Below are 21,207 nucleotides of genomic sequence, written 5' to 3' on the forward strand. Positions count from 1 at the left end.
GATTACCGCTCGCCCCCGGCCATGTCCCGCACGCCATCGTGGACTGGGCCGCTTGCGGATGCAACCCGCGCCGCGAGCCGTTCGGTGAAGCCCGACTGCGCCAGTTCGAAGGCCAGCTTGACGGCCGCCGCGACGCCGGTTGCGTCGGAGGATCCGTGGGACTTCACCACCGTCCCGTTCAGGCCGAGGAACACGCCGCCATTGACCCGTCTGGGGTCGATCCGCTTCTTGAGGCGCCGAAGCGAGGTGTAGGCCAGCAGTGCGGCGATCCGCGACAGGGGCGTCGCCTTGAACGCCTCGCGCAGGATGTCTCCGATCAGCTTTGCCGTGCCTTCACCGGTCTTCAGCGCCACGTTGCCGGTAAAGCCGTCTGTCACGATCACGTCGACATGGGCGGAGGGAATGTCGCCGCCCTCGACGAACCCAACGAACTCGAACTTACCGGCCTCGGTGTTGCTCTCGATCAGGTCGTGGGCGGCCTTGAGTTCGGCGCGGCCCTTGTGCTCTTCGGTACCGACATTGAGCAGGCCGACGCGCGGGCGCTCCAGCCCCATCCCGTTGCGCGCGTAAGACGTGCCCATCAGCGCATATTGCAGCAGGTCGTGCTCGTCGGCGCGCACATCCGCGCCCACGTCCAGCATCACGTTGAACCCCTGAGGATTGCGCGAGGGCCAGAGACAGGCGATGGCGGGGCGGTGCACGCCGGGCAGCTTGCGCAGGCGCACGACTGACAGCAGCATCAGCGCGCCGGTATTGCCGCAGGAGACGCAGACGGGCGCCTCGCCGTTGCGAACGCTGTCGATGGCCGACCACATCGAACTGCCCTGGCCATGGCGCATCACGTGGCTGGGCTTGGCGTCCATCGTGACGACCTCGGCGGCGTCGCGGATCTCGACTCGGCCTTCCAGGGCGCGGCGCCGACCCACAAGCCGTTCCAGAACCGTCTTCTGGCCGTGCAGGATAAAGCGGATGTCCGGATTCTTCTGCGCCGACTTGGCGAGGCCGGCAACAACGGCCGAAGGGCCGCGGTCGCCACCCATCGCGTCCACCGAGATCACGGTGCGCGGCGCGGAGACGGAGGCGGGGCGGGGGTCTTCTGTCATCGACGACGCCGAGCAGCCGGTCCAGCCGGCGTCAGGCCGCGTCGTCTTCGTCCAGGTCGAACTCGTCGGTCTGGGCCACGACCTCGCGGTCGTCGTAGTGGCCGCAGGCCGCGCAGACGTGGTGCGGCCGCTTCAGCTCGCCGCAGTTCGAACACTCGGCCGGATTTCCGGCGGTGAGCGAGTCGTGCGAACGGCGGTTGTTGCGGCGGGAGCGCGTGACTTTGTTCTGAGGGACGGCCATGTCTCAACCTCGGTCTATCGGGGCCTTCGGCCCGGTGTTCTTCTGCGGGCACGCCCGTTTGTCAGCGCCTCGGCGCTGCGTCGAACCCATCGTGCAAGCGAGGCCGGGAACATACTGCGATTCTGTGCGGGTGCAAGCGTTTTTCTGGCAGTCTGCCGGGTGGCGGACCGGCGCGGTTCGGAATGGCCCGGCCGGGCCGTCACTCGCGCAGTTTCCCCTTGAGCTTGGCCAGCGCCGCGAAGGGTTTCGTATCCTCGTCGCGCAGCGGGTCGACGCCGGGCGGCCCGTAGACCGCCTCGCCGTGTGCGACCCCGTCGGCGCGCGGATAAAGGGGCAGCGCGAGCGCCAGGGCCTCTTCCATCACCACCGCCAGGTCGAGAGTCTCGGGCAGCGGTTCCGCGGTCTCGTCCGCGGGCATCTCGACCTCGTCGCCCTCGGGCACGAGGGGCATGTCGGCCCGGTAGCTTCGGGCGACTTCGGTATCGATCCGCGTGGTGACAGGCGCCAGCGTGACGACGCAGGGCTGGACCACCGTCGTTCCCAGCCGCGCGGCCAGCCGCCAGTCCGCCCCGCCCGCGGGGGCGATCTCGCCCTCGAAGCGCAGTTTTTTCAGGTCCATCAGTCCCAGCCGGCCAGCGATCGCCGCGCGCGCCTCGGCATCGGGCACGAGCCGGAAGGGCACGGGGCGGCGGCCCGGCGTGGCGGCCAGCCGGATCGTTCTGGGCGTTTCGGAGGTGGTACTCATCGGCGCGGTTCCATTCTTGAACCCGGTGGGCGGTCTGATGTAAGCGGATTAGGGGCCATCGGCCCGGAAGATCAAGAGGTAGGCATGGCAAGGTCCGGTGCAGCGTCCGCCAGACTGATTCAGATCGGCGTGCTGTCCGCGGCTTTGGCCGCATGTTCCCCCATCGTGCGCAATCATGGCTACGCCCCAGAGGCGGCCGATCTCGACGCGATCGTGGTGGGTGTGGACACGCGCGAGTCGGTGGCCGAGGTGATCGGCTCGCCCTCGGCGGCCGGGGTGATGCGCGACGACGCATGGTACTACGTGGAAAGTACGTGGGAGACGTTCGGTCCGCGGGCCCCCGATCCGGTCGAGCGCAGGGTCGTGGCGATTTCGTTCGGCGAGGACGGCACGGTCGCGAATATCGAACGCTTCGGGCTCGAAGACGGGCGGGTTATCGCGCTCAACCGTCGAGTCACCGAGTCGAATGTCCGCGGCGTCTCGTTCCTGCGTCAGCTGCTGGGCAACATCGGCGTGTTCCGTGCCGAAGACTTCCTGGGCGAAGAATAGCCACGTCGCGACATTCAGGCCGGCGCGGCGCGGGACAGCCGCATTCGGACACGGTCGGGAGCCTCGCGGCCGGGTCTCAGCCCGACGCCGCCTCCGCATCCGTCGCCTCGAACGTCAGGGCCACGCCGTTGATGCAGTAGCGCAGGCCCGTGGGCGGCGGCCCGTCGGGAAAGACATGGCCCAGATGTGCGGCACAGCGCGCGCAATGCACTTCGGTGCGCTTCATGAAGAGGCTGCGGTCGACGCGCTCGCCCACGGCCTCGTCGGCTACAGGCCGGGTGAAGCTGGGCCAGCCGGTGCCGCTGTCGAACTTGTCCGCCTGGTCGAACAGCGAGGCCCCGCAACAAGTGCACTTGAAGATGCCCGCTGACTTTGGAAAATCGTCATGGGTGAATGGCCGCTCGGTCCCGTGCTTGCGGGTGACGCGATAGGCCAGATCGGAAAGCTCTGCACGCCACTCGGCATCGGTTTTGGTGATTTTCTGGGTCATTAGGTCTCGGTCCCGCTGTCAATCAAGTGTCACATCTTGTGTGCTAGTCGCGCTACGACGACATGTAGATCGGCGGTCCGCATCCGCCAATCGGAGGGAGCAGTCACGATGCTGTCACTTCGCAGGGGCCGCTACACGGCCCGGCTGGCCGATGGGCCGGCCGATCTCGAGGCCGCCCAGCGGCTGCGCTATCTGACCTTCCGCGCTACGCCCGAAGCGCCGGAGGGGCGCGATGCAGACGGGTTCGACGCGCTCTGCCGGCACATGCTGGTCGAGGATTCGCGCACCGGAACGCTGGTCTGCTGCTTCCGACTGATGCCGCTCCATTGTGGGGCCGAGATCGGGCAGAGCTACTCGGCGCAGTATTACGAATTGTCGGCGCTGGCGGAGTTCGACGGGCCGATGGTCGAGATGGGCCGGTTCTGCATCCATCCCGACTGGCGAGACCCCGACATTCTGCGCGTCGCCTGGGGCGCAATGACCCGCTTCGTCGACGAGGAGGGGGTCGAGATGCTGTTCGGCTGTTCGTCCTTCAAGGGCACCGAGGCCGAGGCCTACATGGACGCCTTCGCGCTGTTGAAGGACCGCCACCTCGGCCCCAAGCGCTGGCTGCCGCGGGTCAAGGCGCCGAACGTGTTCCGCTTTGCCCAGATGCTTCGGCTGCGAAAACCGGACGCCAAGCGCGCGATGCTTGGCATGCCGCCGCTGCTGCGCAGCTACCTGGTGATGGGCGGCTGGGTGTCGGATCACGCGGTGGTGGACTGCGATCTGAACACGCTGCATGTATTCACCGGGCTGGAAATCCGGGCGATCCCGCCGGCCCGCAAGCGCCTGATGCGCACGGCGGCGGGGTAGGCGGCGTCACCCCGGCCGCGGGCCGCGCAGCAACAGAACCGCGAATCCGATCTCGGCGAGGATGCAGATCGCGTAGAAGGGCTGGACGAGCGGCAGGAGGTCCGGTGCGAGGACCAGTGTGAGGCTGCCGGTCATATAGACCGCCGCCGCGGCCCAGAGCAGCCAGCCAAGCGCGGCCGGAAACCAGCCCGAGCGGATCACCAGGGCTCCGAGCGCGGCGCAACAGACAGCGAAGAAGACCAGCCCGAGATCGTAGCGCTGCGCGTGCATCTCCAGATGCAGCATCGCGAGCGTGGCCTGCATGTCGGGCGGCATGCCGCCATGGGCGGGGGCGGTCAGCAGCAGCCGGGCGCCGAGAAGGTGGATCAGCCCGCCCGCGAGAACCGCCGCCTGAACCAGCCGGAACGCCGTGGCGACCAACACCAGCCCGATGCCGGCGGGGCGGAACAGCAGATAGAGCGCCACGGCGAGGCCGACATCGGCCAGCAGCATCGCCATGTCCAGCACCAGGCCGAGCCCAAACAGCCCCGGCGCGCCGCGGATCGCCGCCGCCGTCGCCGCGGCGTCGCCGGGCACGACGAGCGATCCGCGAATAGCGATCTCGGCGCTCAGGCCCGCAGCGATGATCCCCACGTAAAGAAGCCCGCGATGCGGGAGAGAACCAGACCGTCGGGGGCAGGCGGAACGCGCCTAGGCATGACCCACCATGGCGCGTTCCTTGGGTGGGGTCGAGGTTTTCCGGCCCTGCTTGACCGCACAGCCCCCTCGCACTACCCACCGGGCATGGCCCGCGCTCCGCTCCTGCAGCTTTCCGATATCTCCCTGACCTTCGGCGGCAATCCGCTGTTTTCCGGGCTCGACCTTGTAATCCAGCCCGGCGACCGGCTGGCGCTGGTGGGGCGCAACGGGTCGGGCAAGTCGACGCTGATGAAGCTGATGGCCGGGCTGGTGGAGCCCGACACGGGCGCGCGCACGCTCGCTCCCGGTACGTCGGTCGGCTACATGGAGCAGGAACCGGACCTCGGCGCCTTCGCCACGCTCGGCGATTTCGCGGCGAGCCGGCTGGCGCATGGCGAGGAGTACCGGGTCGAGATGGCCGCCGAGGGGCTGAAGCTCGACCCCGCGACCCCGGTGGCGACCGCCTCGGGCGGGGAGCGGCGGCGGGCGGCGTTGGCCAAGCTTCTGGCCGAGGCGCCGGAATTGATGCTGCTCGACGAACCGACGAACCATCTCGACATCGAGGCGATCGGCTGGCTGGAGGCGCAACTGGCAGAGAGCCGCGCGGCCTTTGTGATGATTTCCCACGACCGCGCCTTCCTGCGCAATCTCACCCGCGCGACCTTCTGGCTCGACCGGGGGGAACTGCGCCGTCAGGACAAGGGGTTCGTCGCGTTTGAGGACTGGCGCGAAAAGGTGTGGGCCGAGGAGGACGAGGCGCGCCACAGGCTGGACCGCAAGATCAAGGCCGAGGCGCGGTGGGCCGTTGAGGGCATATCGGCGCGGCGTAAGCGCAACCAGGGCCGGCTGAGGGCGCTGCAGGCGATGCGGGCGGAACGGGCCGAGATGATCCGCCGGCAGGGCACCGCGGCGATGGCGCTGGAGTCCGGTCCGCAATCTGGCAAGCGGGTGATCGAGGCGCGGGGCATCTCCAAGCGGTTCGGCGACCGGGTGATCCTGCGCGACTTTTCCCTGCGCATCCAGCGCGGCGAGCGGGTCGCGCTGGTCGGCCCCAATGGCGCGGGCAAGACCACGCTGCTGAAGATGTTGACCGGCGAGATGGCCCCGGACACCGGCGAGGTTCGGCTGGGCACCAACCTGGAGATGGCGGTGTTCGACCAGAACCGCGACGCACTCGATCCAGACATGACGCTTTGGGAGAGTCTGACGGGCGACCCCGAGATGCGGGTTTCGGGCAAGGCCGACCAGGTCCTGGTGCGCGGCCAGCCCCGGCATGTCGTGGGTTATCTCAAGGAGTTCTTGTTCGACGACGCGCAGGCCCGCGCGCCGGTGCGCTCGCTGTCCGGGGGCGAACGGGCGCGGCTGTTGCTGGCACGGATCATGGCGCGGGAGAGCAACCTGCTTGTGCTGGACGAACCGACCAACGATCTGGATATCGAGACTCTGGACCTGTTGCAGGAATTGCTTGGCGATTTCGACGGCACGGTGCTGCTGGTCAGCCACGACCGCGATTTTCTCGACCGGGTGGCGACGACCACCATCGCGATGGAGGGCGACGGCCGCGCTACGGTCTATGCGGGTGGGTGGTCCGATTACCGCACGCAGCGGGGTGCGGGGGCGCCTGGGCCGGCCAAGGCCGCGGCCGCGAAGCCGAAGTCCGCAGAGCCCAAGGCGAAACCGCGGCCGAAAGAAAGCGCGATCGGTCTCAGCTTCACCGAGAAGCACCGGCTCGACGAACTGCCGGCCGAGATCGAGCGGTTGGAGGCGGAGATCGCGAAGCTGGAGGAACTGCTGTCCGATCCCGACCTTTTCTCTCGCGAGCCGGTGAAGTTCCAGAAGGCCACCGACGCGCTGGTCACGCGGCAGGAGGCGCTGGCGCGCGCCGAAGAGGAATGGCTGACGCTGGCGGAGAAGGCGGAGGACTAAGCGCCGGCGGTGCGGTGCAGCGCCGGGCGATAGCCGTTTCGAAGGGCGCCCACGGTGGGCGTCGGGGTCAGAACGGTCACCGTGCCGTCGGGCCGCGGGCGCGGCGGAGCGTAGCCATGGGGCGCGAAGGGCAGCGCCGCGTCCCCCAGCAGCAGGCAGGGGCGGTCGTCCTCGGGGTGCAGGATGAAGGCGCCGTCGGGCAGAAGGTGTGCCAGGGTCTGGTGCCGGCGCTGGCGCCACACCTGCGGAACGGCGCGGGCGCGATGCAGGGCCGCGTCCATCGCGGCGGCACGCGCGGCCCCCTCGAAGGCGTCGAGAAACCGGCGAAAGGCATCTGGGCGGCAGCGCCCGCAGGGCCGGTGCCCGGCCGCCAGGGCCACGGCCTCATCCAGGAAGAAAAGCTCCGTGTACTTGCCCGGCGCCATGATCGGCCGCTTGCGGCCCTTGAACGAGATCAGGCAGCAGACCCAGGCGCGGTGCTGCCAGCGGGCGCGGCCGAGTTCGCCCCGATCATCGTGCAGGATGCCCCGGTTGCCCATGAAATCCCCGCGCGCGTCGGTGGCGAGGAACGTGCCTGTGGGCGTCACCCGGTTCGGGCGGGGCATCACTTCATCCTCAGCGCGCCATCCAGCCGGATCACCTCGCCGTTGAGATAGCAGTTCTCGATGACGTGGCAGACCAGGGCGGCGAACTCGTCCGGCTCACCCAGCCGGGGCGGGTTGGGCACGTCGGCGGCCAGCCCGTCCATCACCTCCTGGCCCAGCCCTTCCAGCATCGGCGTGCGGAAGACGCCCGGCGCGATGGCGACCACGCGGATTCGCAGGCTGGCTAGGTCGCGCGCCAGCGGCAGGGTCATCGCCGCGATACCGCCCTTCGAGGCTGCGTAGGCGGCCTGGCCCTTCTGCCCGTCATAGGCAGCGATCGAGGCTGTGTTGACGATCACCCCGCGCCCGCCATGGGTCTCGTGGTCGTTCTGCGCCATTTCGGCCGCGGCGAGTCGCAGGACGTTGAAGCTGCCAATCAGGTTGACCTCCACGCTGCGGCGAAAGCTCTCCAGCGCGTGCGGTCCGTCGCGGCCCACCGTGCGCTCGGCATGCGCGATTCCGGCACAGTTGAGGCAGGCGGTGATGCCGCCCATCTGCGCCCGGGCCTCGCCGATCGCCTGGGCGACCGAGGTCTCGTCGGTGACGTCGACCGGCTGGAACCCCGCGCCGATCTCGGCGGCCAGGGCCATGCCGCGCTCGGCGTCGCGGTCGAGGATCGTCACCGCCGCCTCGGTTTCGCAGAGCCGGCGCGCTGCCGCGGCGCCAAGCCCGGAGGCGCCGCCCGTGACAATGGCCTTGGTCTCGGTGATCCGCATCGCATCCTCCCTGCGCTGATCGCTGGCCAGAGCTAGCCGCCGCGCCGGGGGCTTGTCCAGTGACAGGGCGTCTCGGGGGCGCCGCCGGGGCGCGGCGCGTGGTCTAGCCCAGGCCGCGCTGCACCCGGCGGGGCAGGCGTGACCGCACGGTGTCATAGCTTTCGCGCAGGCGGTGGGCGATCTCGTCGTCGTCGAGATCGTGCGCCGTGACCGCGATCCAGCCGCCGCGCGGCAGGTAGGGCGCCTTGCCCGCACGGCCGACGGAAATCAGCATTTCGGCGTAATCGGGATCGGCGCATTTTACCGAGACCCGGCCCGAGCCGGTCGCCATCAGCGCGAAGATCTTGCCGCCGATCTTCCAGACCTCGATGTCGGCGCCGAACGGCTGGCTCCGCGTCGTCCCCGGCAGGGAGTCGCAAAAGGCAACGATCTGGTCCTCGGTCATGGGTCGGCATGCCCCGGTTACGCAGCGGCGACAGGCGCCTTGGCATCAGCGTGCCCGGCTGGTATGACGCCCGCATGACGCATCGCCGCCCCATTTCCTGCTGCATTGCCGGCTGACACCCCTCGGGCGGGCCGGGCGTCGTATTTCCATCCACAGGAAGATATGCCAGAACCCGCCGCGGGACGCGGAGGACTACGCATGACCGAGATCACCCTCTACAACACGAAGACCCGACGCAAGGAGCGGTTCGACCCGATCGATCCGGCCAACGTGCGGATGTATGTCTGCGGCCCGACGGTCTATGACCGCGCGCATCTGGGCAATGCGCGGCCTGCGGTGGTGTTCGACGTGCTCTACCGGCTGTTGCGCCACGTCTACGGGTCCGATCACGTCACCTATGTGCGTAACATCACCGATGTAGACGACAAGATCATCGCCCGGGCGGACGAGACGGGCCGGCCGATTGCCGAGATCACCGAGAAGACCACGGGCTGGTACCTTGAGGACATGGGTGCGCTTGGCGTTCTGGCGCCCGACGAGATGCCGCGGGCGACGGCCTATATCGGCCAGATGATTGCGATGATCGAATGGCTGATCGCCAGCGGCCATGCCTATGCGGCCGAGGGCCATGTGCTTTTCGACGTGACGAGCTATGCCGAATATGGCGCGTTGTCGGGTCGGTCGGTGGACGACATGATCGCGGGCGCCCGTGTCGAGGTCGCGCCCTACAAGCGCGACCCGATGGATTTCGTGCTGTGGAAGCCGTCCACGCCGGATCAGCCCGGCTGGGACAGCCCCTGGGGCCGCGGCCGGCCGGGCTGGCATATCGAGTGCTCGGCGATGAGCCATGCGCTGTTGGGCGAGACGTTTGACATCCACGGCGGCGGCAACGACCTGACCTTCCCCCACCACGAGAACGAGATCGCCCAGAGCCGCTGCGCCCATCCCGAGGGCGGCTTCGCGCGCTACTGGCTGCACAACGAGATGCTGCAGGTCGAGGGCAGGAAGATGTCCAAGTCGCTCGGCAACTTCTTCACCGTGCACGACCTGCTGGAGGGATACTGGAGCGGTGGCTGGAAAGTGCCGGGTCCGGTTGTCCGCTTTGTGTTCTTGTCCACGCACTATCGAAAGCCGATGGACTGGACCGAGGAGAAGGCAAAGCAGGCGAGAGAAACTCTACGCAAATGGGCGCAACTCGCAGTTAGCGACGGTGTCTCGCCTAACGGTGAGCCTGACTCAGAGGTTGTTGAACTTCTCGCAGAAGATTTGAACACTTGGGGTGCCATAGCGCGGCTTGAGCAGCTCTTCGACGATGATCAACGTGAACAACTCACGGTTTCGGCACGCTTGCTGGGCTTTGATTTGAATGAAATCGCGCGGAGCGATTGGGCACAACCCTTCTCCTATGAAACGGAAGATGGTCGCTTCTACAAAGAAGGGATCGACTACTTGCCAACAGTGGGTGTCATGGCATGGGGCGGCGTTCCAGATGAACTGCGCGATGCCAGTCTGGGCCTTGTACACCGTTGGCTTAGGTATCGGAGAGAAAAGGACTGGGCAAGGGCCGATGCTCTTAAGGCACAGGCGGCACAATTTGGTGTGGAATTGCAGGCGACCCGTTCAAAGAACGGAGTGAATGGTGGCTTGGCGCATCTTAGCGACACGCAGTTGGAGCCTTCAAAACTGGATGGTCTACATTGAACGATTTTGGCTCATGTGGATGGTCCAGCGCCCGGCCCGAGGGGGGGGGCTGAAAGCGCCCGCCCCTGGGGGGCGGGTCGGGCGTTGTCCGGGCCAAAGGCCCGGACTGGGTGAGCCTGAGAGGGCGGGACCGTGACCCGCGAACGCCTCTCCCTCTACGACACCACGCTGCGCGACGGGCAGCAGACCCAAGGGGTGCAGTTCTCGACGGCCGAGAAGGTGAAGATCGCCGAGGTGCTGGATGCGCTCGGGGTCGATCACATCGAGGGCGGCTGGCCCGGCGCGAACCCCACCGACAGCGCCTTTTTCGAGGCCGCGCCGAAGACCCGCGCGCGGCTCACCGCCTTCGGGATGACCAAGCGGGCCGGGCGGTCGGCCGAGAACGACGAGGTGCTGGCCGCGGTGCTGAATGCCGGCACCGACAGCGTCTGCCTCGTCGGCAAGGCCCACGATTTCCACGTCGAGAAGGCGCTCGGGATCGGCCGGGACGAGAATGTCGAGAACATTGCGAGATCCATCGCCCATGTCGTGGCCCAGGGTCGCGAGGCGCTGTTCGATGCCGAGCACTTCTTCGACGGCTGGAAATCGGATCCCGGCTACGCGTTCGACTGCCTGAAGGCCGCCCACCAGGCCGGTGCGCGCTGGATCGTGCTCTGCGACACCAATGGCGGGACGTTGCCGCGCGAGATCGGCGAGGTCACGGGTGAAGTGATCGCTCGCGGCATCCCCGGCGAGGCGCTCGGCATCCACACCCATGACGATACCGGCAACGCGGTCGCGGGCAGCCTGGCCGCCATCGACGCGGGCGCGCGGCAGGTGCAGGGCACGCTGAACGGGCTCGGCGAACGCTGCGGGAACGCGAACCTGACGACGCTGATCCCGACGCTTTTGCTGAAGGAGCCCTATGCCAGCCGCTTCGACACGGGCGTGACGCCGGAGGCGCTGTTCCACCTCACCCGCGCAGCGCGCCTGCTGGATGACATCCTGAACCGGGTGCCGCTGAAGAGCGCGCCCTATGTCGGCAGCTCGGCCTTCGCGCACAAGGCGGGGCTCCATGCCAGCGCGATCCTGAAGGACCCCACCACCTACGAACATGTGAAGCCCGCCCGCGTCGGCAATATCCGTGTGATCCCGATGTCGAACCAGGCCGGGCAGTCGAACCTGCGCCGCCGGCTGGCCGAGGCCGGGATCGAGGTGGACGAGGGCGACCCGCGTCTGGCGCGCATCCTTGACGAGATCAAGATGCGCGAGGGCGAGGGCTATTCCTACGACACCGCGCAGGCGAGCTTCGAACTGGTGGCGCGGCGCCTGCTGGACCGGCTGCCCGCCTTCTTCGAGGTCAAGCGCTACCGGGTGACGGTCGAACGGCGCAAGAACCGCTATGACGAGATGACCAGCTCGTCGGAGGCCGTGGTGGTGGTCAAGGTCGGCGGCGAGAAGAAGCTGTCGGTCTCGGAAAGCCGCGACGCGGAGGGGCGCGACCGGGGGCCGGTGAACGCGCTTTGGCGGGCGCTGGCCAAGGACCTGGGCCCCTATCAGCCCTTCATCGACGACATGAAGCTGGTGGATTTCAAGGTGCGCATCACCAATGGCGGCACCGAGGCGGTGACCCGCGTGATCATCGACAGCGAGGACGGGCAGGGCCGGCGCTGGTCAACCGTGGGCGTGTCGCCGAACATCGTGGACGCGAGTTTCGAGGCGCTGCTCGATGCGGTGGTCTGGAAGCTGGTTCGCGACGGCGCGCGCCCCTGATGGACGCGGCGGCGTGCGTCACCCTGCATGACGGGTTTCCGCGCGAAGGGCCGAGGAGCGCGCGAGCCTCGACTGGGCGCTGGGCCTGGCGGGCGTGCCGTCGGACGGCGCGATCTGCGATAGGGTTGTCGGCCGGGCGCGGATATCGCCTGGCTCCTCGCTCGTGTGCCGCGCGGCCGGGGCGAGGCGGTGAAGATGCACGCGCCCTTCGTCGCCGAGGGATTTGCAGGCGAGCACAGGGTCACCGTTCGGGAGGGCGACATGAGCCGGATCGAGGGCCCCTACGACCTGATCTGGTCGGCCGGTGCGCTCCATGTCCTCAGTGTGCCCGGGGGCTTGGCCGCCTGGCTCGGCGCGCTGGCCCGGGGCGCCGCCGTGGCGTTCTTCCAGGCGTGCTGGTTCAGTGACGCGCCCTCGGCCCGGGCAAAGGCGTTCCGGCGCGAGAGCATCCCGACATGATGAATGTCGCAGGGCTGAGCGCGCAAATCCACGCCGCCGGGTTCGAAATTCTCGGCCAGCGCCCCCTGTCCGATGGGGCGTGGGAGGCCTATTTCGGTCCTATGGAAGCGAGGATCGACACTCTGCGCCTGGGCGCCGACGCGGCGCTTGCGTGCGTGCTGGACGAGGCTGAGGCGGAAACCGCCACCTGCTGGCGTGCGCGTCGGGCCGAACTCGGCTCTCTGCTCAGCGTCATGTGCCCGGTATGAGCCTCGACGCCTGCGCCGAGATCGTCCGCCGCGGCGACCCCGACCGTTTCCGTGCGGTCATGGCCGCGCCGATGGAGATCCGCGCGCGGCTGCTGCCGCTTTATGCGTTCAATGTCGAGGTGTCGCGGGCGCCTTGGGTGACCGATGAGCCGATGATCGCCGAGATGCGCCTGCAATGGTGGCGCGATGTGCTGGAGGAGATCGCGGCGGGCGGGCGCGTTCGGTGGCATGAGGTGGCGACGCCCCTGGCGGAGGTGTTGGCGCCGGCGGAGGCGCGGCTGCTCGATGGGCTTGTGGTGGCGCGGCGCTGGGATGCGTATCGCGAGCCCTTTTCCGACGAGGCGGAGTTCGAGGCGCATGTGGACGCCTGTTTCGGACATCTGATGTGGGCCGCGGCGCGTGCGCTGGGAGCGGATCGCGGGCAGGAGGCGTTGCGGCACATCGCCCATGCACAGGGGGTCGCTGCCTGGCTGGTGGCGGTGCCGGAACTGGAAGCGCGGGGGCGCGTGCCCCTGGTCGACGGCCGGCCGGAGGCCGTCGCGGCCCTCGCGACGCGGGCGTTGGCGCGGCTGGGCGCGGCGCGGCGCGCGGGGATACCGGCTGTGGCGATCCCGGCGGCGCGCGCTGCCTGGTTCGCGCCGGCAGTGTTGCAGCGCGCGGCGAAGGCACCGGGACGTGTCGCGGACGGGCGGCTGCAAGCGCCGGAGGTCGCCCGGCGCGGAGCATTGCTGTGGCGGGCGGTTCTGGGGCGCTGGTAGCGATCAGCCCTCCGCCCTGGGCCGCATCGCCAGCCAGATCAGCGCGCCCCCTGCGAGCGCCAAGAAAGGCACCATCGCCAGATTGACGGCGATCCAGCCCTGTTCGGCCGATCCGCCCGAGCAGTTCATGAGCCCGCCCGAGGCCAGCGAGGCGACCGTCACACCGCCGAACACGATCAGGTCGTTCATCCCCTGGACCACGCCGCGCTCCTCCGGCCCGTGCGATTGGGCGAGCATCGCGGTGGCGCCGATGAAGCCGAAGTTCCAGCCGATCCCCAAAAGGACGAGCGCCACGAGGAACTGCTCGATTTCCACGCCGGTCAGCGCCACGCCGCCCGCCGCGGCCAGGATCGCGAGCCCCAGCGCGACGATCGTCCGCGCCCCGTAGCGGGCGATGAGATGCCCGGTGAAGAAACTGGGCACATACATCGCCAGCACATGCGCGGTGACGATATCGGCGGCGGTGCCGGTCTCGAAGCCGCAGCCGACCACGGCGAGCGGGGTTGAGGTCATCACCAGGTTCATCAGCGCGTAGGACACCATCGCGCAGATGATCGCCACCGCGATGGCCGGGTCGCGCAACAGTTCGCTCCGCCTCCGGCCGTGGTGATGGGCGGGGTCGCGGCGCGGGGGCGTCGGGATGTCCAGAAACAGGAACAGGAGCGGCCCAGCGAGGTTGATCGCAATCACTGTGAGATAGGTGCCGAGGAAGGGCACGACCATCGACTCGGCGGTGACCTTCACCAGTTGCGGCCCGATCACCGCCGCGGCGAGCCCCCCGGCAAGCACATAGGAGATCGCCTTGGGCTGGAAATCGCCGGTGGCGGTATCCGCGGCGGCAAACCGGTAGAAGCCCTGGGCCGAGAGGTAGATGCCGGTCAGGAAACTGCCCGCCAGGAACAGCGGGAACGAACCCTGCACCAGGCCAAGCGCGCCGATCGCGCCGCCCGCTGCGCCGCCGCCGGTGCCAAGGATGAAGCCTGTGCGCCGGCCGAAACGCTGCATCAGGCCGGCCAGCGGCGCGGCGCTCAGCATGGAGCCCAGCACGATCAGCGACAGCGGCAGCGTCGCCCAGCAGGGGTTGGGCGCGAGGCTCTGGCCGGCGAGCCCGCCGATGGTGAAGATCATCGGCATCTGCGCGCCCAGCAGCGCCTGGGCGGCCACCAGGACGGTGACGTTGCGCCGGGCGCGGGCGTCGGGCAGGGGCTGGGCGACGTCGGTCATGCGCTTTCAGTAGCGCGGCGCGCGCGGCCAGGGAAGGGGGCGCCCGCCTGGGCGGGCGGCCTCCGGCGGGGATATTTCCGACCAGAAGAAGCGCCGGGGCAATTGCAATCCGCCGCCGCAGGCCCATGCTGGGGCCATGGTGGGACGGATCATCGAGACCGACGCCTGCCTCGCCGAGGGGGCAGAGCACCTGGTGCGGGTCGAGCCGCGCTTCGGCGCGGCCTTGGCGCTGACCGGGCCGCTGCCGCTGAGGCGGCGGCCGGACGGGTTCGCGGCGCTGCTCTCGGCGATCGTGAGCCAGCAGGTTTCGGTCGCGGCGGCCGACGCGATCTGGGGCCGGATGCAGCAGGCCGGGCTGACCGGGCCGGCGGAGGTGGCGGCCGCCGATGACGCGGCGTTGCGGACCTGCGGGCTGTCTCGCCAGAAGATCCGCTATGCCCGCGCGCTGGCGGCGGCGGGGATCGATTATGCCGCGCTGCGCGAGGTGCCGACCGAAGGCGTGGTGGCGCGCCTGGTCGAGGTGCCGGGGATCGGGCGCTGGACCGCCGAGATCTATGCGATGTTCTCGTTGGGGCGTGCCGACGTCTTCGCCCCCGACGATCTTGCGTTGCAAGAGGCCGCGCGGCTGCTGTTCGACCTGCCGGACCGGCCGCGGGGCCGGGCGCTGCGCGAGATGGCCGCGCCCTGGTCGCCTTGGCGGGCCGTTGCGGCGCGCGCGCTTTGGGCCTACTACCGGGTGGCGAAGGACCGGGAGGGTATCAGGTGACGAGGGCACTCGAGGCGGGCCGCGCGGGCGCGGCGAAGGGCGCGGCGGACCGGCTGGTGATCTTTCTGCACGGCTACGGCGCGAACGGGGCCGACCTGCTCGGCCTTGCCGAGCCGCTGGCGCCGCATATGCCGGACACCGCCTTTTTGGCGCCGGACGCCCCTGAAAGCTGCGCCGGCGCGCCTTTCGGCTACCAGTGGTTTCCCATTCCATGGATCGACGGCTCCTCGGAGGAAAGCAGCGAGGCGGGCATGATGCGCGCCGTGGACGACCTGAACGCTTTTCTCGACCAAGTTGCCCAGGACGAGGGCATCGGCCCCGAACGCACCATTCTCTTCGGATTTTCGCAGGGCACGATGATGGCGCTTCACGTCGGCCCGCGGCGTCCGCGCGCCCATGCCGGGATCGTCGGGTTTTCCGGGCGCCTGCTCGGCCCGGAACTGCTGGCCGACGAGGTGGTGACGAAGCCGCCGGTTCTTCTGGTGCACGGTGACGCGGACGAGCTTGTGCCGGTCCAGTCGCTCCCCGAAGCGGGCAACGCGCTGAGCGCCGCGGGGTTCGAGGTCTATGCCCATGTGATGAAGGACACCGGCCACGGAATCGCGCCGGACGGCCTGAGCGTCGCGCTCGCCTTCATGCGCGAACGGCTGGGGATCGAGGCGGCCGACTAGGCGTGCGCCAACGCGGCGGGACTAGCTGTAATCTGCTGCGTCCGCCGCGACCGCGGACAGCATGTCCGACATCAGCGTGGGGTCGGCGGCGTGCACGCGGTTCCAGGTCGGGATGAAGGGCGTCTGGGACGGGCTTTCGAGGAAGACCTGCCCCGCCTCGGTGATGTTGCGCGCGAAAAGCTCGATGATGTTCTCCTCGGCATGCCGGTCGAGGGCGAGGCCATTCATCCGCGCGTCGTTGTGATAGCACTCCAGAAGGTCCAGCGCCTCGCGGTAATAGGTGGCCTTGAGGGTCCGGAAGATCTCTTCGGAAAAGACGGTGCCGTCGGCGGCGAGCTTGCGGAAGATCGACTTGCAGATGTCGATCGACATCCGCGACAGCCCCTTGGAGGCGTCCTCGGGCGAAACCGGCTGGTGCTTGTGATCGTAGGCATCCGAGATCTCGACCTGGCAGACCGAATGCGGCGCGAGGTTGCGCCACGCCTCGGACAGCACGCCGATCTCGAGCCCCCAGTCAAACGGGATGCGGAGGTCGGGCAGGGGTGCGGTGCGCAGCGCGAATTCGCCCGACAGCGGGTAGCGGAAGGAGCGCAGGTAATCGAGGTAGTCGCGGTCGCCGATCACCTTCTTGAGCGAGATCAGAATCGGGCTGACCAGCAGGCGGCTGGCCCGGCCGTTGAGCTTGCCCTCGCCGATCCGGGGGTAGAAGCCTTTGGCGAGCTGGTAGGGGAAATTCGGGTTGGCCACCGGGTAGACGAGCCGGGCCAGCATCTCGCGCGAGTAGGTTAGGATGTCGCAATCGTGGATGGCCATGACGGCGCTGTCCTTGCAGGCCATGATGTAGCCCATGCAAAACCACACGTTCCGGCCCTTGCCGGGTTCGCCGGGGTCGAGGCTCAGGGCCTCGAGGCGGGCGTGGATCGCCTGCATCCGCGGGCTGTCATGCCAGATCACTACGTGGTTCTGCGGCAGCCGATCAAAGAACTTGAGCGCGTGGGCGTATTGCTCGGCATTGGCCCTGTCGAGCCCGACCACGATCCGGTGCAGGTACGGCACCTCGGCCAGTTCGTCCAGGATCGCGGGCAGCGCCTCGCCCTCCAGTTCCGAGAACAGCGACGGCAGCGTGAGGCTGATCTTGCGGGTCTGGGCGAAGGTCGCGAGTTCGTGGCTCAGGCTATCGGCGGAGGCCGACCGCAGGTTGTGGAGCGTGGCCACGTTGCCGTTCTGGTGAAAATCCGCCAACTGCCCTCTCCCCCGAGTCAGAGCCCGCACTCCCTGATAACGCGTTCCATTGCTTCGTTCCAACCTTTAGGGCCGGGTGCGGCGATCCGCAGGATGCGCCCCGCCTCTTCGCCGCGCAGCGGGGGGAGGGGCAAGCGGTGCGGATTGGCGATGACGATGCCAAGGTCGGCCCGTTCCAGCATCTCGACATCGTTGGGCGCGTCGCCGAGTGCGACGGTGAAGGGGTCGCCATAGCGGCCTGCGATCTCCGCAATCCGTTCGGCCTTGGTTCCGCCGAAGGACAGCGTCAGGAACCGCCCGCCCTCGCGCGCGACGACGCCCAGCTCGGCGAGCGCGGCGAGGAAGGACGCCTTGCCCTCCGCATCGCATGTCCACAAGCCGGGTTCCGAGAAGCGCCGCAGGGCGGCCAGGGCCGCGTCGGCCTCTGGAAGTCCGGTGAGCCGGACGATCTCGGCAATGTCGCAATCGCCGAAGCCGCGGAAGCCTGAGCGCAGGCCCTCGGGCAGCCGGTTCAGTGCGGCGCGCAGGTCGTCATAGAGACCGCGATCGGCGGGCGCCCCGGCGCCGGGGACGAGCACGCCCGCGCCGTTCTCGACGATGGCCGGATGGTCCGACAGCCCCAACTCGGCCCGGAGGGGCGCGATCTCGGCCGCGGTCTTGGATGAGGCGAGGATCACCGGCACTCCGGCGGCCCGCAGACGCGCCAGCGCGGGGGCGGCGGGCGCGTGGCAATAGGTTTCGTGGTCGAGGAGCGTGCCGTCGAGATCGGTAAAGACCAGAAGCGGGGGGCGATTCATTCGCAAAACCTGTCGTGGTGGTTTCGGGCCGAGCCTACGCGAAGCGATGCCGGTTGCCACCCCGGCCCTTGAAAGCCGGACGGGGCGGTGCCTTATTGGCGGGCGAGGGGGCGCCCGATGGACCGTCCGATCTTTCGAACCGAGACCGTCACCAAGGTCTACGATACCGGCGGTGCAAAGGTGCATGCGCTGGCCGAGGTCGATCTAGAACTTTTCGCCGGCGAGCTTGCGGTGCTGCTCGGGCCCTCGGGCAGCGGCAAGTCGACGCTTCTGAACATCCTCGGCGGGCTGGACCGCGCGAGTTCCGGCCGGGTCTGGTTCCGCGATCTCGAACTCACCCGGCTCAAGGACCGTGCGCTGACGCGCTACCGGCGCGACCATGTCGGATTCGTCTTCCAGTTCTACAACCTGGTGCCCAGCCTGAGTGCGCGCGAGAACGTGCAACTGGTGACCGACGTGGCGCGCGACCCGATGGACCCGGCCGAGGCGCTGGGGCTGGTGGGGCTGTCGCACAGGCTGGACCATTTTCCGGCCGAGATGTCGGGCGGAGAACAGCAGCGCGTGGCCATCGCGCGGGCGATCGCAAAGCGGCCCGAGGTGCTCTTGTGCGACGAACCCACCGGGGCGCTCGACTCGAAAACCGGGGTGCAGGTGCTGGAAGCGCTGAAGGACATCAACGACCGGTTCGGGACCTCGACGGTGGTCATCACCCACAACGCGGCGATCCGCAAGATGGCGCACCGGGTGGTGCGCTTCCAGGACGGGCGCATCACCGCGGTGGAGGAGCCCGAGTCCCGCCTCGCGCCCCATGAGATCACCTGGTGAGTGCGATGGAAGCGCTCGACATCAAGCTCTTGCGCGACTTCCGGCGCCTCTGGGCGCAGGCGCTGGCGATCGCGCTGGTGCTGGCCTGCGGGGTGGCGATCTTCCTCACCTCCTTCGGGATGTACCGCGCGCTCGAGGCCACCCGCGACGCCTATTACGAGCGCAACCGCTTTGCCGATGTCTTCGCCGAGGCGCGCCGGGCCCCCGAGACGCTGGTCGCGGCCATCGCGCTCGTGCCGGGGGTGGCCGGCATCGAGACCCGTGTGGTGGGCTATGTCACGCTCGACATCCCCGGCCGCGAGGAGGTCGCGGTGGGCCGGGTGATCTCGCTGCCCGATGCGGGGCTGCCGGCGCTCAATCGTCCGCTGCTGCGCGCCGGTCGGTTGCCGCGCCCCCAGGCGACGGACGAGGTCGCCGTCAACGCGCCCTTCGCCGAGGCGCACGGTTTCCGCCCGGGCGACAGCTTCCACGCCAACCTCAACGGCCAGAGGCGCGAGCTGAAGATCACCGGCACGCTGCTCTCGCCCGAGTTCATCTACACCATCGGGCCGGGCGCGCTTCTACCCGACGACGAGGGGTTCGGCATTCTCTGGATGCCCGACCGCGCCGCCGAGGCGGCCTTCGACATGACCGGTGCGTTCAACTCGGTCAGCCTCAACCTGACCCGCGACGCGCGCGAGCCGCAGGTGATCGACCGGCTCGACGACCTTCTGGAGCCCTATGGCGGCTTCGGCGCGCATGGCCGCGACACCCAGCTCTCCAACAGCTTCATCGAGTCCGAGATTGCGCAGCTCAAGAACCTCGCGCTTGTGCTGCCGCCGGTCTTCTTCGGGATCTCGGCCTTTCTGGTGAACATGGTGCTCGGCCGGATCATCGCGCTGGAACGCAGCGAGATCGGGCTGATGAAGGCGGTGGGCTATTCCAACCGCGAGGTCTGCCTGCATTACCTTATGCTCGCCGGGTTGGTCGCGCTGACGGGAATCGCCATCGGCTTTGCGGTGGGCAGCTGGCTCGCGCATGAACTCGCGGTGCTCTACGCGGGCTATTTCGACTTTCCCTACCTGATCTACCGCGTCACCTACGACGTCTACGCGATTTCCGCCACCATCGCGCTGGGTGCGGCGGGGTTGGGGGCGGCGCGCGCCGCGCTCGCCGCGGCGCGGCTCTCGCCGGCCGTCGCGATGGCCCCGCCCGCGCCGCCGCGCTATTCGCGAGGCGGCTTCGACCGGATGCTGACCGCGCTGCGCCTCTCGCAGCCCACGGTGATGGTGCTGCGCGGCATCCTGCGCTGGCCGGTGCGTTCGGGGCTGACGGTGCTGGGGCTCGCCTTGGCGGTCGCGGTGATGGTGGCCGCGACCTTCTTCGACGATGCGCTCGACCGGATCATCGACAGCGCCTTCTACCAGACCAACCGGCAGGACGCGATGCTGCTCTTCAAAGAGGACCAGCCGCTTGTCGCGCTGGAAGAGGTGCGCCGCCTGCCCGGCGTCATGGCCGTCGAGGGGCACATGTATCTCAACGCGAAGCTGCGCCACGGTCATCTGGAAAAGCAGATCAGCATCGAGGCGATCCGGCCGGGCAGCGACCTGACCCGGCCCGTCGATGCCGATGGCAAGCGGGTGACCGTGCCGCCGGGCAGCATCGTGCTGTCGGAACGCCTGGCCGAGCGGCTTGCGGCGCGCGTGGGGGACCGGGTCGAGGCGGAATTCCTCGGCAACAAGCGCGAGACCCATATGCTGCCGGTCTCGGGCGTCGTGCCGCAGTTCTTCGGCCTCGGCGCCTACATGGATTTCGACGGCGTCAACGCGCTGTTCCGGCAGGCGCCGCAGATCTCCACCGCCGACGTGATGCTGGACCCCGCAGGGGAAACGGCCCTGCACCGGCGGCTGAAGGAGCTCCCGGCGCTGTCCGGCACGATCATGATGACCGAGAACCGCGCTGCGTTCCAGGAGACCATCGGCCAGAACGTGATCGTGATGACCACGATCTATGCCACCATCGCGGTGCTGATCACCGTGGGCGTGGTCTATAACGGCGCGCGGGTGCTGCTGTCGGAACGGGCGCGGGAACTGGCGAGCCTGAGGATCCTCGGCTTCACCCGGGCCGAGGTCTCGTCGATCCTGGTGGGCGAGACGATGCTCTTGGCGCTGGCCGCGCAGCCGGTGGGCTGGCTTCTCGGCTGGGCCATCGCGTGGAGTTCGACGGAAGGGTTCACCTCCGACCTCTACGCGATCCCGCTGGTGCTGACCCCGGCCACCTTCGCGCGGGCGAGCCTGGTGGTGCTGGCGGCAAGCCTGGTCGCGGTGCTGGTCGTGCGGCGGCGGCTGGACGGCCTCGACCTTGTGGCGGTGATGAAGACACGGGAGTGAGCG

At 68.8% G+C, this 21,207-nt stretch carries 23 protein-coding genes; 12 read left to right on the plus strand and 11 right to left on the minus strand.

Annotation, left to right across the window (positions count from 1 at the left end):
* Positions 1 to 2 precede the first annotated feature (2 nt).
* The 3 genes from plsX to BUR28_RS02960 all read right to left on the minus strand — a co-directional run bounded on the left by plsX (position 3) and on the right by BUR28_RS02960 (position 2,089).
* Entirely contained in the window at positions 3 to 1,103 is a 1,101-nt protein-coding gene (gene plsX / locus BUR28_RS02950) for a phosphate acyltransferase PlsX (protein WP_074218757.1), read from the minus strand.
* A 31-nt stretch (positions 1,104 to 1,134) separates the two neighbouring features.
* Entirely contained in the window at positions 1,135 to 1,344 is a 210-nt protein-coding gene (gene rpmF, locus BUR28_RS02955; RefSeq protein WP_074218758.1) for a 50S ribosomal protein L32, read from the minus strand.
* A 199-nt stretch (positions 1,345 to 1,543) separates the two neighbouring features.
* The gene (locus BUR28_RS02960) at positions 1,544 to 2,089 is read right to left on the minus strand and encodes a YceD family protein (protein WP_074218759.1); all 546 of its coding nucleotides are present in this window, start codon (positions 2,087 to 2,089) and stop codon (positions 1,544 to 1,546) included.
* Between the two features lie 165 nt (positions 2,090 to 2,254).
* On the opposite strand from BUR28_RS02960, the gene BUR28_RS02965 reads away from it, so the two are divergent.
* The gene (locus BUR28_RS02965) at positions 2,255 to 2,638 is read left to right on the plus strand and encodes an outer membrane protein assembly factor BamE (RefSeq protein ID WP_371441582.1); all 384 of its coding nucleotides are present in this window, start codon (positions 2,255 to 2,257) and stop codon (positions 2,636 to 2,638) included.
* Between the two features lie 76 nt (positions 2,639 to 2,714).
* Here the strand turns inward: BUR28_RS02965 and msrB are convergent, their stop codons facing one another.
* Complete coding sequence (gene msrB, locus BUR28_RS02970) at positions 2,715 to 3,128, minus strand: peptide-methionine (R)-S-oxide reductase MsrB (RefSeq protein WP_074218761.1); 414 nt, start codon at positions 3,126 to 3,128, stop codon at positions 2,715 to 2,717.
* A 108-nt stretch (positions 3,129 to 3,236) separates the two neighbouring features.
* Here msrB and BUR28_RS02975 point away from each other — a divergent pair, with 108 nt between their 5' ends.
* On the plus strand, positions 3,237 to 3,983 hold the full coding sequence (locus tag BUR28_RS02975; RefSeq protein ID WP_074218762.1) for a GNAT family N-acetyltransferase: 747 nt from the start codon (positions 3,237 to 3,239) through the stop codon (positions 3,981 to 3,983).
* Between the two features lie 6 nt (positions 3,984 to 3,989).
* Here the strand turns inward: BUR28_RS02975 and BUR28_RS02980 are convergent, their stop codons facing one another.
* The gene (locus BUR28_RS02980; protein ID WP_074218763.1) at positions 3,990 to 4,616 is read right to left on the minus strand and encodes a DUF4386 domain-containing protein; all 627 of its coding nucleotides are present in this window, start codon (positions 4,614 to 4,616) and stop codon (positions 3,990 to 3,992) included.
* A 150-nt stretch (positions 4,617 to 4,766) separates the two neighbouring features.
* On the opposite strand from BUR28_RS02980, the gene BUR28_RS02985 reads away from it, so the two are divergent.
* Entirely contained in the window at positions 4,767 to 6,587 is a 1,821-nt protein-coding gene (locus BUR28_RS02985; protein ID WP_074218764.1) for an ABC-F family ATP-binding cassette domain-containing protein, read from the plus strand.
* Here BUR28_RS02985 and BUR28_RS02990 read toward each other — a convergent pair.
* The 3 genes from BUR28_RS02990 to BUR28_RS03000 form a co-directional block, all read right to left on the minus strand.
* Entirely contained in the window at positions 6,584 to 7,192 is a 609-nt protein-coding gene (locus BUR28_RS02990) for a hypothetical protein (RefSeq protein WP_074218765.1), read from the minus strand. The genes BUR28_RS02985 and BUR28_RS02990 overlap by 4 nt on opposite strands.
* Entirely contained in the window at positions 7,192 to 7,947 is a 756-nt protein-coding gene (locus BUR28_RS02995) for an SDR family NAD(P)-dependent oxidoreductase (protein ID WP_074218766.1), read from the minus strand. Before BUR28_RS02995 ends, BUR28_RS02990 begins: the two co-directional genes overlap by 1 nt.
* A gap of 103 nt (positions 7,948 to 8,050) precedes the next feature.
* Positions 8,051 to 8,392: an MmcQ/YjbR family DNA-binding protein gene (locus tag BUR28_RS03000; protein WP_074218767.1), complete on the minus strand. Its 342-nt coding sequence runs from the start codon at positions 8,390 to 8,392 to the stop codon at positions 8,051 to 8,053.
* 198 nt (positions 8,393 to 8,590) lie between these two features.
* Between BUR28_RS03000 and cysS the strand changes: the two genes are divergently transcribed.
* From cysS to BUR28_RS03025, 5 genes are all read left to right on the plus strand, one after another.
* Positions 8,591 to 10,093, plus strand: a complete 1,503-nt coding sequence (cysS, locus tag BUR28_RS03005; protein WP_074218768.1) for a cysteine--tRNA ligase — start codon at positions 8,591 to 8,593, stop codon at positions 10,091 to 10,093.
* A 132-nt stretch (positions 10,094 to 10,225) separates the two neighbouring features.
* Positions 10,226 to 11,845 carry a citramalate synthase gene (cimA, locus tag BUR28_RS03010; protein WP_074218769.1) on the plus strand — a complete coding sequence of 540 codons (1,620 nt, stop codon included), beginning with the start codon at positions 10,226 to 10,228 and terminating at the stop codon, positions 11,843 to 11,845.
* Between the two features lie 195 nt (positions 11,846 to 12,040).
* A complete protein-coding gene (locus BUR28_RS03015; protein WP_139307470.1) occupies positions 12,041 to 12,304 on the plus strand; it encodes a class I SAM-dependent methyltransferase in 264 nt (87 codons plus the stop codon).
* On the plus strand, positions 12,301 to 12,552 hold the full coding sequence (locus BUR28_RS03020; protein ID WP_074218771.1) for a hypothetical protein: 252 nt from the start codon (positions 12,301 to 12,303) through the stop codon (positions 12,550 to 12,552). The genes BUR28_RS03015 and BUR28_RS03020 overlap by 4 nt, the downstream gene beginning before the upstream one ends.
* Positions 12,549 to 13,310 carry a squalene/phytoene synthase family protein gene (locus BUR28_RS03025; protein ID WP_074218772.1) on the plus strand — a complete coding sequence of 254 codons (762 nt, stop codon included), beginning with the start codon at positions 12,549 to 12,551 and terminating at the stop codon, positions 13,308 to 13,310. The genes BUR28_RS03020 and BUR28_RS03025 overlap by 4 nt, the downstream gene beginning before the upstream one ends.
* Positions 13,311 to 13,313: 3 nt before the next feature.
* Here BUR28_RS03025 and BUR28_RS03030 read toward each other — a convergent pair whose 3' ends face one another.
* Positions 13,314 to 14,534 (minus strand): MFS transporter, encoded by a 1,221-nt coding sequence (locus BUR28_RS03030; RefSeq protein ID WP_074218773.1) that lies wholly within the window; start codon positions 14,532 to 14,534, stop codon positions 13,314 to 13,316.
* Positions 14,535 to 14,670: 136 nt separating this feature from the next.
* Between BUR28_RS03030 and BUR28_RS03035 the strand changes: the two genes are divergently transcribed.
* Positions 14,671 to 15,300, plus strand: a complete 630-nt coding sequence (locus tag BUR28_RS03035) for a DNA-3-methyladenine glycosylase family protein (RefSeq protein WP_074218774.1) — start codon at positions 14,671 to 14,673, stop codon at positions 15,298 to 15,300.
* Positions 15,297 to 15,971 (plus strand): alpha/beta hydrolase, encoded by a 675-nt coding sequence (locus BUR28_RS03040; protein ID WP_074218775.1) that lies wholly within the window; start codon positions 15,297 to 15,299, stop codon positions 15,969 to 15,971. The genes BUR28_RS03035 and BUR28_RS03040 overlap by 4 nt, the downstream gene beginning before the upstream one ends.
* A 21-nt stretch (positions 15,972 to 15,992) precedes the next feature.
* Here BUR28_RS03040 and BUR28_RS03045 read toward each other — a convergent pair whose 3' ends face one another.
* Positions 15,993 to 17,213, minus strand: coding sequence for a glycosyltransferase family protein (locus BUR28_RS03045; RefSeq protein ID WP_074218776.1), 1,221 nt, complete (start codon positions 17,211 to 17,213; stop codon positions 15,993 to 15,995).
* A gap of 17 nt (positions 17,214 to 17,230) precedes the next feature.
* On the minus strand, positions 17,231 to 18,010 hold the full coding sequence (locus tag BUR28_RS03050; protein ID WP_074218777.1) for an HAD-IIB family hydrolase: 780 nt from the start codon (positions 18,008 to 18,010) through the stop codon (positions 17,231 to 17,233).
* A 117-nt stretch (positions 18,011 to 18,127) separates the two neighbouring features.
* Between BUR28_RS03050 and BUR28_RS03055 the strand changes: the two genes are divergently transcribed.
* Both BUR28_RS03055 and BUR28_RS03060 read left to right on the plus strand, forming a co-directional pair.
* Complete coding sequence (locus tag BUR28_RS03055; protein WP_074218778.1) at positions 18,128 to 18,835, plus strand: ABC transporter ATP-binding protein; 708 nt, start codon at positions 18,128 to 18,130, stop codon at positions 18,833 to 18,835.
* A 5-nt stretch (positions 18,836 to 18,840) separates the two neighbouring features.
* Positions 18,841 to 21,204 (plus strand): ABC transporter permease, encoded by a 2,364-nt coding sequence (locus BUR28_RS03060; protein ID WP_074218779.1) that lies wholly within the window; start codon positions 18,841 to 18,843, stop codon positions 21,202 to 21,204.
* The last annotated feature ends 3 nt before the right edge of the window (positions 21,205 to 21,207 follow it).

It is taken from the genome of Rhodovulum sp. ES.010, from assembly GCF_900142935.1.
Lineage (GTDB): Bacteria > Pseudomonadota > Alphaproteobacteria > Rhodobacterales > Rhodobacteraceae > Rhodovulum.